Origin of the sequence: Achromobacter sp. RW408, assembly GCF_003184165.1 — a bacterium.
GTDB lineage: Bacteria > Pseudomonadota > Gammaproteobacteria > Burkholderiales > Burkholderiaceae_B > Achromobacter > Achromobacter xylosoxidans.
This window is the reverse complement of sequence record NZ_QHHO01000022.1, coordinates 953,897-968,289: the sequence shown is the minus strand read 5'-3', so window position 1 is coordinate 968,289 and position 14,393 is coordinate 953,897. Positions and strand designations below refer to the sequence as shown.

The window sequence follows — 14,393 nt, the reverse complement described above, 5'->3', positions numbered from 1 at the left end:
CGTCGGTCTGCGGGTTGAACGTGGCTTCGCCGGCGTCCTTGTCGGTCACGTCCAGCTTGCCGCCGGTGACGAGGTTGCCGTCTTCCTTGACGTTGCCGGCATCGTCGCCCGGCTTGCTCGGGGTGATGACGGCCGTGTCGTTGGTGCCGGTGATGGTGACGGTGATGGTTTCAGTCGCCTTGCCGCCATGGCCGTCATCGACAGTCACGGTGATGGTGTCGGTGACCGTTTCGCCTTCCTTCAGGGCCTGGACCTTGTCGCTGCCGTTGTCCAGCGTGTAGGTCCACTTGCCGCTGCCGTCGACCGTGAACGAGCCGTACTGGCCCTTGCCGCCATCGTTGACGGTCCAGGTGTGGGTGTCGTTGGTATCGACGTCGTGCTGGGTCAACTGGCCGGACACGGTGTCGCTGGTGTCGTCTTCGCGGATCTCGCCGACCGTGGTGCCGCTGATGGTCGGGGCGTCGTTGGTGCCCGTGACCGTGACCGTGATGACCTGGGTGGCCTTGCCGCCGTGGCCGTCATCGACGGTCACCGTGATGGTATCGGTGACCTTCTGGCCCTCGGCCAGCGCCTGGACCTTGTCGCTGTTGTTGTCCAGCACGTACGTCCACTTGCCGTTCTGGTCGACGGTCAGGGTGCCGTACTGGCCCTTGCCGCCATCGTTGACGGACCAGGTATGGGTGTCGCTGGTGTCGACGTCCTGCTTGGCCAATTGGCCCGAGACTTCCTGCGCGCCGTCTTCCTTGACGTCGCCGGCCGCTTCGCCGCTGATGGTCGGGGCGTCGTTGGTGCCATTGATGGTGATGGTGACCGTGCCGGTGGTGCCGTCGGCGGTGGTGACGGTGAAGGTCTCGGTCAGCTTCTCGCCCACGGCCAGCGCCTGCACGCGCGGGTCGGCCTGGTTCAGGTTGTAGACCCAGTTGCCGTTGGCGTCGATGGAGAACGTGCCGTGCACACCCGCGCGGTCGGCCACGGCCACGAAGAACGACTGGCCATCGTCCGCGTCGACGACATTGAGCTTGCCATTCGCGGTGGAGACTTCGTCTTCCTTGACCGTGCCGGCGTCGTCGCCCGGCTTGGCGGCGGTGATCTGGGCCGGGTCATTGACGCCGACCACGGTCACTTCCACGGTGGCGGTGGAGGTCGCGCCGCTGGGGTCGGTGACCACGTAGGAAATCGTGGTGGTCGTGGTCTGGCCCTCCGGCAGATGCTGGAAGCCGGTGCCCGGCACGAACACGTAGCTGCCGTCCGGCTGCACGATGAAGGTGCCGCCGTTGGAGCCGGTGACAGCGACGCCATTCGGCGTCATGGGCCGGCCGTTGATCGAGACCAGGCTCAACGGATCGCCGTCGGGATCGCTGTCGTTGATCAGCAGGTTGCCGCGCACGGCGCTCTTTTCATCGGTGCGGGCAACGTCATTGATGGCCAGGGGCGCGTTGTTGTTGTCGCCCGCGGCGGCGCCATCACCGCCGGCGCCGCTGGAGGCGCGGTCGATCGTGTCGGCGCCACGGCCCGGATTGGGGTAGGCCAGGTCCAGCGGGCTGGTGGTTTCCAGGATGCGGGCCAGGCGCACGAAGCTGCCGCCGCCGTCGTCGCCGCTGCCGCCGGTCAGGGTGGCGGCGGTCGGATCCAGCACGTCGAACGGATCCTGGCCCGCTTGCAAGGCCGCCAGCAGGCGGTCGGAGTCGGTGCCCTTGGGCGCGGCCACGGCCGCTTCGGTCGGGTCGGCCAGCGGGCCGGCCATGTCCTCGGTGACCGCCACCGCCCGGCCTTCGCCGATCACGATCGGCATGCCATTTTCCACCTGCAGCGCCACCGTGGCGCCCGATGCCGTGACGATGTCGCTGCCGGCGGGCACCTTGCTGCCTTGGTGCAGCTCGGTCAGGGAACCGTCGCTATTGCGTATCCACGCGCGACCGGTGATTTCGTTGACGACTGCGGGGGAGGAGTTGGCCATGTTGGTTCCGTTTCAGGGAGTTATCCAAGATGGCCTAGATACTAGAGGGGGCCGCCGCGCGGCGGTATTGTCCTCGAGGACAGGTTCACGAGGGGATTTTGCTGCGCGTATCGGCCGGCGCCGAGATGCCGTGCACCCGCAGCGCCAGTTGCAGGCGGTCGGTCACCTCGAGTTTTTCGAAGACCGCCGACAGGTGGGCCTTGACGGTGCGCTCGGTGATGCCGAGCGCGTCGGCGATCTGGGCGTTGGACTGGCCGCTGGCGGCGTAGCGCGCCACGGTGGTTTCACGCTCGGTCAGGGTGCCGTTGTCCCAGGACCGGCTGTCCTGCGCGCGCTCCGTGACCAGCCGCAGCAGGCGCGTCACCAACGAACGACCCATCCAGATGCCGCCGGAGGCGACTACCTCCAGCGCCTGCGCCAGGGCCGGCGCCGGGGCGTAGCTGTGGCAATACCCCAAAGCGCCGGCGCCCAGCGCCTGGGCGCCCTGTTCGTCGTTGGGGCTGGCGCTGGCCACCACCACCTGCAGCCCGGCGAGCTGGGCATTCCAGGCGGGGTCCTGCCAGGACGGCAGTCGCGGCAGGTCGGTGTCCACCACCGCCAGGGCGCGGCCCTGCTCGCGCCAGCGCTGCAGGTCCGCCAGGCCGCGCCCGCGGGCCGCCAGCCAGCGCGCCGGATCCAGGGCACGCCAGTGCTGCCACAACAGGTCGTCGTGCGTAATCAACAAGACGGGAACGGATTTCATAAAGCCTTCTCGCTCTCCTCTAACGCTCGGTAAAGGCGTTGGCCTTCGCGCGCAGCACCGGCTTGAGCAGGTACTGCAACACGGTGCGCTTGCCGGTCAGGACGTGGACCTCGGCCACCATCCCGGGGATGATGGGCAGGTTCTTGTCGCCCACCGTGCTGCGGTCCGTGCGGACCCGCACCACGTAATAGGAATTGCCTTTCTCGTCGGTCACGGTGTCGGCGCCGATCTGCTCGACCTTGCCTTCCAGCCCGCCATAGATGGCGAAGTCGTAGGCGGTGAACTTGACCTCCGCCTTCTGGTCGGGGTGCAGGAAGCCGATGTCGCGCGGCAGGATGCGCACCTCCAGCAGCAGGGTGTCGTCCTTGGGCACGATCTCGATGATGTCCTTGCCCGGCTGGACCACGCCGCCCACGGTGTTGTTGAACAGCGTCTTGACCGTGCCGCGCACCGGGGCGCGCACTTCGGCCAGCTTGACGCGGTCGGCCAGGGCCAGCTTGCCCTCGCGCAGGGTCGACAGCTTGGTGTTGGTCTCGGACAACTCGTTGCGGGCCTGGTTGCGGATGTTCAGCTCGGATTCCTCGAGCTTGCTCTGGGCTTCCTTGATGGAGGCCTGGATGCGGTCGATCTGGGCCTCGGCGCCTTTCTGTTCGCCGCAGTAGCGGGCCACGTCGCGTTGCAGGCGCAGCAGGTCGACCTCGGACACCGCGCCGCTCTTGAGCAGCGGCCGGGTCACCTGCAATTCGCGCGAGGTCAGGCCGCAGCTGGCCGACGCCTGGTCGCGCTTGGCGATGGTCTCGCGCAGTTCTTCCTGGCGCTGCTTGAGCTGTTCGCGGGCGACGTTGACGGTGGCGTTCAGTTCGGTGGTGCGGGCCTGCCAGGCGTTGCGCTCCATTTCGGCCAGGCCGGGCGCCTGCTTCAGCACTTCTTCGGGCGCGACGAAGGGTTCGCCCGTGGCCAGCGCCTTCAGGCGCGCCGACTTGGCCAGCAGCGACAGGTATTCGGCATTGTTTTCGCCCAGCGACGAGGCGAAGCGGGTGGAATCGATCTTCAGCAGGATCTGGCCAGCCTCGACCTCCTGGCCGGGCTTGACCAGGATTTCCTCGACGATGCCGCCGTCCAGGCTCTGGATGATCTGTACCTGGCGCGAGGGCACGACCTTGCCTTCGCCGCGCACGACTTCGTCGATATAGCCGAAGGCCGCCCACAGCAGCAGCAGGAAGACGGCCAGCAGGCTGGTCCACAGCAGCACGCGGGCGCCGCGCGCCTGCGATTCGTGGATGACCCATTCGGCGTTGCCGACGTAGTCGGTGCGCGCCTTGGGTTTGCCTTTCTCGGCGCCGTCGAGCAGGCGGTCGAAGAAGTAAATGAAGACGCCGCGTATGCGCAGCCACAGCCGCTTGAGCAGGCCGGGCCGGGCAAGGGCGGGTTTCGGGATGGCGGTGGTGTTGTCCATGCGGCTCTCAGCTTCCGCGTCCGACGCGCCCCTGGCGCAGGGCTTCGACGACCTGTTCCTTGGGGCCATCGGCCACGATGTGGCCGTTATCGATGACGATCAGGCGATCGACCAGTTCCAGCAGGGCGGTGCGGTGCGTCACCAGCAGGATGGTCTTGTTGGCGCTGGCTTCGCCCAGGCGGCGGCGCAGCTGGGCCTCGCTCTGGTGATCCATGTTGCTGCTGGGTTCGTCCAGCAGCAGGATGGGCGGATCGTTGATCAGCGCTCGCGCCACCGCCACCGACTGGCGCTGGCCGCCCGACAGCGACTCGCCGCGCTCGCCGATGAGCATGTCGAAGCCGTTCGGGTGCAGGTTGGCGAACTCGGTCACGCCGGCCATGTTGGCCGCCGCCAGGATGCTGGCGTCGTCGGCGTAGGGCGCGCCCATCGCCAGGTTGTGCTTGAGGCTGCCGTAGAACAGCAGCGGGTCCTGCGGCACGTGGCCGATGGCGCGGCGCACGTCGGCCGGGTCGATCTGGCGCACGTCCACGCCGTCCAGCAGGACCGCGCCCTCGGTCGGCTGGAACAGCGCCAAGGCCAGCTTTTCCAGCGTGGTCTTGCCTGAGCCGATGCGGCCGATGATGCCGACCTTTTCGCCCGGCTTGAGCTTGAAGGACACCTTCTTGAGCACCGGCTGGGTGCTGCCCGGGTAGGTGAAGCTGACGTCGCGGAATTCCAGGCCGCCATGGAACACCGGGCGGTGCAGGAACTCGGCCTCGGCCGGGCGTTCGATCGGCAGCTTCATGTAGTTGTCGATCGAACCCAGCGAGGTGCGGGCATTCTGGTATTGCATCAGCAGGCCGGCCACCTGGCCCAGCGGGGCCAGGCAGCGGCCGGCGATCATCGAGGCGGCGATGATGCCGCCCATCGATAGGGCCGAATCCTGCGCCAGGTACACGCCGATGATCACGACCGCGATCGACACCAGCTGCTGCACCGCCTGCACGAAGCCCACGGTGGACGACGAGATCAGCTTGAGCTTGCCGCCCGTCTGCGCGATGAACTCGGTGGAACGCTCCCAGTTGCGCTGGATTGCGCCCTGGGCGTTGAGGGTCTTGACCGCTTCCAGCCCCGTCAGGGCCTCGACCAGGGTGGCATTGCGCTGCGACGAAGCCTGGAAAGAAGCCATCGTCAGCGCTTCCATGCGCGCCTGCGCGGCCAGTGACACCACCAGGATCAGCACGATCGCCACCACCGGCGGCAGCACCATCCATGGCGAGATCCAGGCCAGCGCGGCCAGGAACAGCAGGATGAAGGGCAGGTCCACCAGCGTGGTGATGGTGGCCGAGGCGATGAAGTCGCGGATCGATTCGAACGAGCGCAGGTTGGCGGCGAACGAGCCGACCGACACCGGGCGGCCTTCCATGCGCAGGTCCAGCACCCGTTCCATGATCTGCGCCGACAGGCGCACGTCGACGCGCTTGCTGGCGCTGTCGACCACGTGCGAGCGCGCCGTGCTCAGGATCATGTTGAAGATCACCACCAGGGTGATGCCCAGCGCCAGCACCCAGAGCGTCTCGACGGCGTTGTTGGGCACCACGCGGTCATACACGTTCATGGTGAACAGCGGCATCGCCATCGCGAAGATGTTGATCAGCAGCGCGGCGATGAGCGCGTCGCGGTACAGGCGCCGGTTTTCCATGATGGCGGCCCAGAACCAGTGGCGTTCGCGCACCTTGGCCACTTCCGGCGCGCGCGCGTCGAAGCGGAACTGCGGCCGCACGAAACAGACCAGGCCAGTGTATTGCGCGTCCAGCTCGGCCGCGCTCATCTCGACCGCGCTGCCGCCGAGCTCGGGATGGCTGATCACGCACTTGTCGCCATCCCTCTTGAGCAGCAGGCAGGCCCGCTCGCCATTCAGCAGCAGGATGGCCGGCAACAGGTCCGACGGCAGGCCGTCCAGCGGGCGCTTGACCACGCGCGCCGACAACTGCGCGCGCGCCGCCGCTCGCGGCAGCAGGGCCGGGGTCAGGCGATGCGATTCCAGCGGCAGGCCGGCGGACAGCGCCTGCGCGGTGGCCGCCACGCCGTGCAGCCGGGTGATCTCGACCAGGCAGTCCAGCAGCGGGTCGTCATGCGCGGCGCGCGCGTCGGCGCGCCATTCCCGGGCGGCGGCGTCAGATAACTTGTCCATCATCGTCATCCAGCAGGTCCAGATGCTCCGAGAGTCGCGCGCGCTGTTGCTTGCGCTGGGTGAGTTTTTGCTGGGCCTGTATCGGCAGGTCCGTCATGCGCAAGGTGCCATTGGCGATCAAGGCGTCGATCAAGTCTTCCAACACGCGGACGAAGTCCGCATCCAACCGTGAAAAGTCGTTGTCCTCTGTAGCCATATGGCCTCCTTGCGCGCGCCTCGTCAGGGACGGGCCTGGGCGGCGGGCGCGTTCAGCGGCACCAGCGTGGGCGGCAGGGTGCCTTCGTTGTATTGCACACGCACTGGCGTCAGCCGCGCCGAATCGGGCACCGTGGAATTGCACAGGCGGATGACATCGTCGGACACCACCAGCTTGCCATTTTCCTCGGGCATTTCGTTGCGCGCGGGCTGCAGCGTCAGCGCCGGCAGCAGCTTATGCGAAAGCGCCAGCCAGCGATACTGGGCCAGCCTCAGGTCATAGACCGCGTTGGTCAGGGCCCGGCGCGATTCGAACAGTTCGTTTTCGGTGTTGAGCAGGTCGAGCAGGGTGCGTTGGCCAATCTGGAACTGCTGGCGATAGGCATCGCGCACCTTGGCCGTGGCCATTTCGTGGTCGCGCAGGAAGGGCAGCTTTTCCTGCAGGCTGGTGATGTTGTTCCAGGCCACGGCCAGGTCCTGCTGCACGTTGCGGCAGGTATAGTCGCGCACGTCGCGGGCCGCGTAGGATTGGGCCGCCGTCTGGCGCACCCGGGCCGAATCGGCGCCGCCGCGGTACAGGTTGTAGTTCATGACCACCTGGACGCTGGAGCTGCGGATGTTGCGGTTTTCCGGCGTCGGGTCGTTCTGGTCGCGGCCGGTGGCGGCGACGAATTCGAACTTGGGCGAGAACGCGCCCTTGGAGGAGGCCACGCCCGCTTCCGCCGCCTGCAGGGCGGCCTGCTTGGACAGGAAGCTGGGGTTGCGGCGCAGCGACTCGTTGAAGTTGCCGGGCTTGGTCGGCAGCTTGTCGGAGATGTCCGGCACCGGCTGCATCGACTCGGGCGGCAGGGCGCCGGTCACGCGCTGGAAGCGCTGCTGCACGTCCAGCAGGTTGGTGGTTTCGGTCATCAGGTTGGTCTGGGCCAGCGCCAGGCGGCCGCCGGCCTGTTCCAGGTCGACGCGCCGGCCCACGCCGGATTCCGTGCGCTGGCCGATCTGCTTGAGGGTTTCCTCGTGCAGCGAATAATTCTGGCGGGCCAGCAGTTCCATGTCGCGGTAGCGCTGCAGGTCGATATAGGCCTGCACGGCGGCCAGGGCGGTGCTGTCGCTGGTGGCCAGCACGTCATAGAAACGCGCCAGCTTGTCGAACCCGGCCTGCTTGACGTCGTTGCTGGTGCGGAAGCCGTCGAAAATCAGCTGGCGCAGTTCGAAGTTGTAGCCGGGGCGGTTCCAGTTCTGCGAGCCGACGCCGGGGACGTTGTTGCGGTATTCGCGGCCGACATAGCCCAACGCGTTGACTTGCGGGAAGAACGCGCCGCGCGCCACTGCCTGGCCTTCCAGCGACGCCTGGAAATCGTGGTATTTCGCCTGGATTTCGGGGTTGCTGAGCAGGGTCTGTTCAACAATCTGGTTCAACGTCGTGACGCCCGGGGCGGGCGCCGCAGTGCTGGAATCCGCCGCGGCGGGCTGGGCAAAGGTGACAGGAACGAATGCCAACGCCAGGGCGGAAACCGAGGTCTTAAGCAGAAACGAAGACATAGGGATTATTCGCGAGTCAAGTTTGGGATTAGTAGCCGGCATATTGTGTGCAAATGTCAGAATTGACGAGTCAAGATTTGTTAATTCTTGACGGATGTTTGCCGGCCCGTCGGGATTTGTTTCACGTAAATCACGACAATTGACGTGATTTGCGCGAAATTCAACATGGACGGATTAATCAAAAACTATTAATGCGTTTTATGTCGCATTATTTCGGTTTCTGCTTTGCCACATTGAAACTTGATTATACCTGCTTGCGTCTTTTGTATCTAAATTGTTTTTATATTGCGCTCGCCGATTATCTGCCGCTTTTCGCCGGAATCCACGCGCGGAAACCGTGAACCGATGTCGAGGATCGAGGCATGGTGGTATTGCATGTACTAGTATTGCCGGTGTGCTTGTACTAGGTTTGGTCGCTGTGCATAATTCTTCCATGCCGCAGCGGCCGGCGCGGGAACGTTTGGTTTCTTCGCGCCAGGCACCAGCCGGATTGTCTATTTGCAGAGCGCATCCATGGCCCAAACCCTTTACGACAAACTCTGGGACGCCCACATCGTCCACCAGGAATCAGACGGCACCTGTCTGCTCTATATCGATCGCCACTTGCTGCATGAAGTGACCAGCCCGCAGGCGTTCGAAGGCCTGGCCATCGCCGAGCGCAAGCCGTGGCGCAACGGCGCCAACCTGGCGGTCGCCGACCACAACGTGCCGACGATGAACCGCGCCCAGGGCATCGACGACCCCATCTCGCGCCTGCAGGTCGACACGCTCGACGCCAACTGCGACAAGTACGGCATCACCGAATTCCGCATGAACGACCTGCGCCAGGGCATCGTCCACGTCATCGGGCCGGAGCAGGGCGCCACCCTGCCGGGCATGACCGTGGTCTGTGGCGATTCGCACACCAGCACGCACGGCGCGCTGGGCGCGCTGGCGTTCGGCATCGGCACGTCCGAGGTCGAACACGTGCTGGCCACGCAGACGCTGCTCATGAAGAAGGCCAAGAGCATGCTGATCAAGGTCGAAGGTGAACTGCCGTTCGGCTGTACGGCCAAGGACGTCGTGCTGCACGTCATCGGCATCATCGGCACCGCCGGCGGCACCGGCCACGCCATCGAATTCGCCGGCAGCACCATCCGCGCGCTGTCGGTCGAAGGCCGCATGACGGTCTGCAACATGGCCATCGAGGCCGGCGCCCGCTCCGGCATGGTCGCCGTCGACGACAAGACCATCGAATACTTCCGCGGCCGTCCGTTCGCGCCGTCCGGCGTGCTGTGGGACCAAGCCGTGGCCTACTGGCGCACGCTGCATACCGACGCAGGCGCCAAGTTCGACACCGTGGTCGAAGTCAACGCCCGCGACATCAAGCCGCAGGTCACCTGGGGCACCTCGCCCGAAATGGTGCTGCCGGTCGACTCGCGCGTGCCGGACCCCGACCGCGAAAAAGACGACGTGCGCCGCAGCGGCATGGAACGCGCGCTCGAATACATGGGCCTCAAGCCCAATACGCCGCTGACCGACATCCGCGTGGACCGCGTCTTCATCGGCTCCTGCACCAACTCGCGCATCGAGGACCTGCGCGCCGCCGCCGTCGTGGCGCGCGGCAAGCACGTGGCCTCCAACGTGCGCCAGGCCATGGTGGTGCCGGGTTCCGGGCTGGTCAAGCAGCAGGCCGAGCGCGAAGGCCTGGACAAGATCTTCATCGAGGCCGGCTTCGAATGGCGCGAGCCGGGCTGCTCGATGTGCCTGGCCATGAACGCCGACCGGCTCGAGCCGGGCGAGCGCTGTGCCTCGACCTCGAACCGCAACTTCGAAGGCCGCCAGGGCCAGGGTGGCCGCACCCACCTGGTGAGCCCGGCGATGGCCGCGGCCGCCGCCGTGGCCGGCCACTTCGTCGACGTCCGCACGTTCCGTTAAGCGCCCACCGAGTACCGACATCATGCAAGCATTCACCACTCACGAAGGCCTGGTGGCTCCGCTCGACCGCGAAAACGTCGACACGGACCTCATCATCCCCAAGCAGTTCCTCAAGTCCATCAAGCGCACCGGCTTCGGCCCGAACCTGTTCGACGAATTGCGCTACCTGGACCACGGCGAACCGGGCATGGACAACAGCAAGCGCCCGCTCAACCCCGATTTCGTGCTGAACCAGCCGCGCTACCAGGGCGCCTCGGTGCTGCTGGCGCGCAAGAACTTCGGTTGCGGCTCGAGCCGCGAGCACGCGCCCTGGGCCCTGACCCAGTTCGGTTTCCGCGCCATCATCGCGCCGTCGTACGCCGACATCTTTTTCAACAACAGCTTCAAGAACGGCCTGCTGCCCATCGTGCTGTCCGAGCTCGAAGTGGCGCGCCTGTTCGACGAAGTGAAGGCCTTCCCCGGCTACAAGCTCAACATCGACCTGGAGCGCCAGGAAGTGGTGGCGGCCGACGGCCGCGCCATGAAGTTCGACATCGAGCCGTTCCGCAAGTACTGCCTGCTGAACGGCTTCGACGATATCGGCCTGACCCTGCGCCACGCCGACAAGATCCGCGCCTTCGAGGCCGAGCGCCTGGCCCGCCATCCCTGGCTGGAAAGCCGGCCGATCGCCTGACAGCTCCCTTCATACCGATCACAGGACCGTTTTTTCCATGACTCACAACATCGCAGTCTTGCCGGGTGACGGCATCGGCCCCGAAATCGTCGAACAGGCCGTGCGCGTCCTGAAGGCGCTGGACGTGCCGTTCGATATCAAGCAGGCCGCCGTCGGCGGCGCCGCCTTCGACGAGTTCGAGCACCCGCTGCCCCCGGCCACGCTGAAGCTGGCCAAGGAATCGCACGCCGTGTTGTTCGGCGCCGTCGGCGACTGGAAGTACGACAGCCTGCCGCGCGAATTCCGCCCCGAGCAGGCCATCCTGGGCCTGCGCAAGGCGCTCGGCCTGTTCGCCAACCTGCGTCCCGCCATCCTGTATCCCGAGCTGGCCAGCGCCTCGTCGCTCAAGCCCGAGATCGTGTCCGGCCTGGACATCCTGATCATCCGCGAATTGACCGGCGACATCTATTTCGGCACGCCGCGCGGCGTGCGCTCGTCGCCGGACGGCGCTTTTGCCGGCGAACGCGAAGGCTACGACACGATGCGCTATGCCGAATCGGAAGTGCGCCGCATCGCCCGCATCGGCTTCGAATCCGCCCAGAAGCGCAACAAGAAGCTGTGCAGCGTCGACAAGGCCAACGTGCTCGAGACCTCGCAGTTCTGGCGCGACATCGTCATCGAAGTGGCGCGCGAGTATCCGGACGTCGAGCTGTCGCACATGTACGTCGACAACGCCGCCATGCAGCTGGTGCGCAACCCGCGCCAGTTCGACGTGATCGTCACCGGCAACCTGTTCGGCGACATCCTGTCGGACGAGGCCGCCATGCTGACCGGCTCCATCGGCATGCTGCCGTCGGCCTCGCTGAACGCCGGCGGCCAGGGCCTGTACGAGCCCAGCCACGGCTCGGCGCCCGACATCGCCGGCCAAGGCATCGCCAATCCGCTGGCGACCATCCTGTCGGCCGCCATGCTGCTGCGCTACTCGCTGAACCTGGCGCCGCAGGCCGACCGCATCGAAGCCGCGGTGCGCCGCGTGCTGGCCGATGGCCTGCGCACCGCCGACATCTTCGAACCCGGCACCACCAAGGTCAGCACCTCGGGCATGGGCGACGCCGTCCTCAAAGCCCTGGCCTGATGCCTGCAAGGGACGCGCTCTTGCGGCGCTGTCCCGATTCCAGGGGCTGCCCGCAGGGGCGGCCCTTTTTCATGTCGATGTTGCCGCGGCGCCGCGAAAGCAGGGTGGCTTTGATTGCGGCCCCGTTTTTTCAAGCTGCGCCGCAACATCCATGCGTGCATTCTGATAAATTGTTGGGTTCTTGCACGTTTTTTCACCACACCTTGTCCCCACCTTTAAAGAGCGATTGAAATGAATCAAGCAGTAGGCCTTGTCGGCTGGCGCGGTATGGTCGGCTCGGTGCTCATGCAACGCATGCGCGACGAGAACGACTTCGCACTGATCGAACCGGTGTTTTTCTCCACCAGCAACGCCGGCGGCGCCGCCCCCACTTGGGCGACTGGCGCGGGCCCGCTGCAAGACGCCTACAACATTGACGCTCTGAAAAAACTGCCGATCATCGTGACGGCGCAAGGTGGCGACTACACCTCCGAGGTCTACCCGAAGCTGCGCGGCGCGGGCTGGAACGGCATCTGGATCGACGCCGCCAGCACGCTGCGCATGGCCGATGACGCCATCATCGTGCTGGACCCGGTCAACCGTCCCGTGATCGACGCGGCGCTCAAGCGCGGCGTGCGCAACTTCATCGGCGGCAACTGCACGGTCAGCTGCATGCTGATGGGCCTGGCCGGCCTGTTCAACAACGACCTGGTCGAGTGGATGACCACCATGACGTACCAGGCCGCTTCCGGCGGCGGCGCGCAGCACATGCGCGAACTGCTGACCCAGTTCGGCGAGCTGAACCACGCCGTCAAGCCGCTGCTGGACGATCCGGCCTCGGCCATCCTGGAAATCGACCGCGGCATCCTGGCCAAGCAGAAAGACGCGGCGCTGCCCCACGAGCACTTCGGCGTGCCGCTGGGCGGCAGCCTGATTCCCTGGATCGACAAGGACCTGGGCAACGGCATGTCCAAGGAAGAGTGGAAGGGCGAGGTCGAGACCAACAAGATCCTCGGCCGTGGCGCCGCCTTCGGCACCGCCGCCACCCCGATCGACGGCCTGTGCGTGCGCATCGGCGCGATGCGCTGCCACAGCCAGGCGCTGACCATCAAGCTCAAGCGCGACCTGCCGCTGGACGAGATCGAAGCGCTGATCGCCCAGGGCACGCAGTGGGCCAAGGTCATCCCCAACAGCAAGGAAGAGACCATCCGCGAGTTGACCCCGGTCGCGGTCACCGGCACGCTGGACATCCCGGTGGGCCGCCTGCGCAAGATGTCGATGGGCCCGCAATACCTCAGCGCCTTCACCGTCGGCGACCAGTTGCTGTGGGGCGCCGCCGAGCCGCTGCGCCGCATGCTGCGCATCGCGCTGGCCGAAGCCTGAGGCCTGGCGGCCGGCCTGGCCGCCCGCTCGCGACGAGGCCGTATCGCAAAGGCACCTTCGGGTGCCTTTGTCGTTTGCGCCGGGTCATCAGCGCATCGGATGCGGCTGGCAATGTGCCGGCCAGCCAACGCCGATGCGCCTTTCAGGTTTGTGAAACGCGCTCGATCCATTACACTTTTCCGGTGAATTGAGGCTTGTTCTCACGCGTTCGCCGCGAACAGCCTCCGCCCGACCATTCGACGACAAGAACGGAATTCCAGCTTATGACCCAGCGTTCGCGCCAAGTGAAGCATGCCCGCCGTTTGAAGGCCCTCCAGTGGGCGATCGCGCTGGCGATCGGCGCGAGCGCTTGCAGCCCGGCGTTGGCCATGCGGGTCGGGCATTCGCGGGTGGTCTCGGCCCCGGGCGCGCCCTTGCAGGCGCTGGTGGGATTGCAGGAACTCACACCCGACGAAATCGCGTCGCTGCGGGTGTCGGTGGCCGACGAGGCTTCGTGGCAACGCGCGGGCCTGAAACCGCCCGCGCCGCTGGCCAGCCTGGTGGTGAGGGTCGAGGATGGGATGGATCCGACCCGCAAGAACCTGCGGGTGCGGTCGACGCAGGCGCCGTCCGGCGGCGCGGTCGACCTGCTGCTGGACATCAGCTCCAGCTCGGGCCAGCGGCAGGTGCAGGTCAGCATCCTGGTGCCGTTGCGGGGCGCGGGCGCCGAGGTTTCGCCCGCGGCCGTTGGCACGCCGAGCCGCGCCAGCGGCACGGCGGGGTCGGTCAACGTGAAGTCGGGCGACACGCTGTTTGCCATTGCCCAGCGCAATGCGGTGCCGAACGCCTCGATCTACCAGATGTTGGTGGCGTTGTGGCGCGCCAATCCCGATGCGTTCATCCAGGGCAACATGAATCTGGTGCGGGCCGGGCAGAAACTGGCGATTCCCGACGCGGCGACCGTGCGCGCCGTCGATCCGGCGGAGGCGCGCCGTATTTTCAACGAGCACGCCGAAGCGTTCGCCCGCTACCGGGCCCGTCTGGGCGCGGCGGCCGGCGCCAACCCCTCGGTGGTCAAGGGCCAGGATGCCGCTTCCGGCACGGTGGCCCGTCCCGGCGACACGGGCGTGGCCACGGCGTCCCAGCCGCAGGACCGGGTGCGCCTGTCCTCCGGCCAGGCCCAAGGCGGCGCGACAGCCCAGGCCGATGCGCAGGCTGATCAGCGCGCCTCCGACGCACGAGCCATGGCGGATGCCCAGGGCCGCGTGAATCAGTTGCAGAGCAAT

At 66.4% G+C, this 14,393-nt stretch carries 11 protein-coding genes; 5 read left to right on the top strand and 6 right to left on the bottom strand.

Going from position 1 to position 14,393, the window contains the following annotated elements:
- The 6 genes from DK459_RS06820 to DK459_RS06795 form a co-directional block, all read right to left on the bottom strand.
- A partial coding sequence (locus DK459_RS06820; protein ID WP_110134612.1) for a retention module-containing protein occupies positions 1-1,957 on the bottom strand: 1,957 nt, incomplete at its 3' end.
- Positions 1,958-2,042: 85 nt separating this feature from the next.
- Positions 2,043-2,699: a response regulator transcription factor gene (locus tag DK459_RS06815; RefSeq protein ID WP_049053714.1), complete on the bottom strand. Its 657-nt coding sequence runs from the start codon at positions 2,697-2,699 to the stop codon at positions 2,043-2,045.
- A gap of 19 nt (positions 2,700-2,718) precedes the next feature.
- Entirely contained in the window at positions 2,719-4,155 is a 1,437-nt protein-coding gene (locus DK459_RS06810) for an HlyD family type I secretion periplasmic adaptor subunit (protein WP_006387945.1), read from the bottom strand.
- Positions 4,156-4,162: 7 nt separating this feature from the next.
- The gene (locus DK459_RS06805; protein ID WP_035201587.1) at positions 4,163-6,328 is read right to left on the bottom strand and encodes a type I secretion system permease/ATPase; all 2,166 of its coding nucleotides are present in this window, start codon (positions 6,326-6,328) and stop codon (positions 4,163-4,165) included.
- Positions 6,312-6,524, bottom strand: coding sequence for a hypothetical protein (locus DK459_RS06800; RefSeq protein ID WP_006387947.1), 213 nt, complete (start codon positions 6,522-6,524; stop codon positions 6,312-6,314). The genes DK459_RS06805 and DK459_RS06800 overlap by 17 nt, the downstream gene beginning before the upstream one ends.
- A gap of 23 nt (positions 6,525-6,547) precedes the next feature.
- A complete protein-coding gene (locus tag DK459_RS06795) occupies positions 6,548-8,062 on the bottom strand; it encodes a TolC family outer membrane protein (RefSeq protein WP_024068383.1) in 1,515 nt (504 codons plus the stop codon).
- Positions 8,063-8,575: 513 nt separating this feature from the next.
- On the opposite strand from DK459_RS06795, the gene leuC reads away from it, so the two are divergent.
- The 5 genes from leuC to DK459_RS06770 form a co-directional block, all read left to right on the top strand.
- Complete coding sequence (leuC, locus tag DK459_RS06790; RefSeq protein ID WP_110134571.1) at positions 8,576-9,979, top strand: 3-isopropylmalate dehydratase large subunit; 1,404 nt, start codon at positions 8,576-8,578, stop codon at positions 9,977-9,979.
- A gap of 22 nt (positions 9,980-10,001) precedes the next feature.
- Positions 10,002-10,652 (top strand): 3-isopropylmalate dehydratase small subunit, encoded by a 651-nt coding sequence (gene leuD / locus DK459_RS06785; protein WP_006387950.1) that lies wholly within the window; start codon positions 10,002-10,004, stop codon positions 10,650-10,652.
- A gap of 37 nt (positions 10,653-10,689) precedes the next feature.
- Positions 10,690-11,766 carry a 3-isopropylmalate dehydrogenase gene (gene leuB / locus DK459_RS06780; RefSeq protein WP_006387951.1) on the top strand — a complete coding sequence of 359 codons (1,077 nt, stop codon included), beginning with the start codon at positions 10,690-10,692 and terminating at the stop codon, positions 11,764-11,766.
- Positions 11,767-11,997: 231 nt separating this feature from the next.
- Positions 11,998-13,128: an aspartate-semialdehyde dehydrogenase gene (asd, locus tag DK459_RS06775; RefSeq protein ID WP_006387952.1), complete on the top strand. Its 1,131-nt coding sequence runs from the start codon at positions 11,998-12,000 to the stop codon at positions 13,126-13,128.
- 263 nt (positions 13,129-13,391) lie between these two features.
- Positions 13,392-14,393 (top strand): FimV/HubP family polar landmark protein (locus DK459_RS06770; protein ID WP_146221881.1); only part of this gene is annotated, 1,002 nt, incomplete at its 3' end.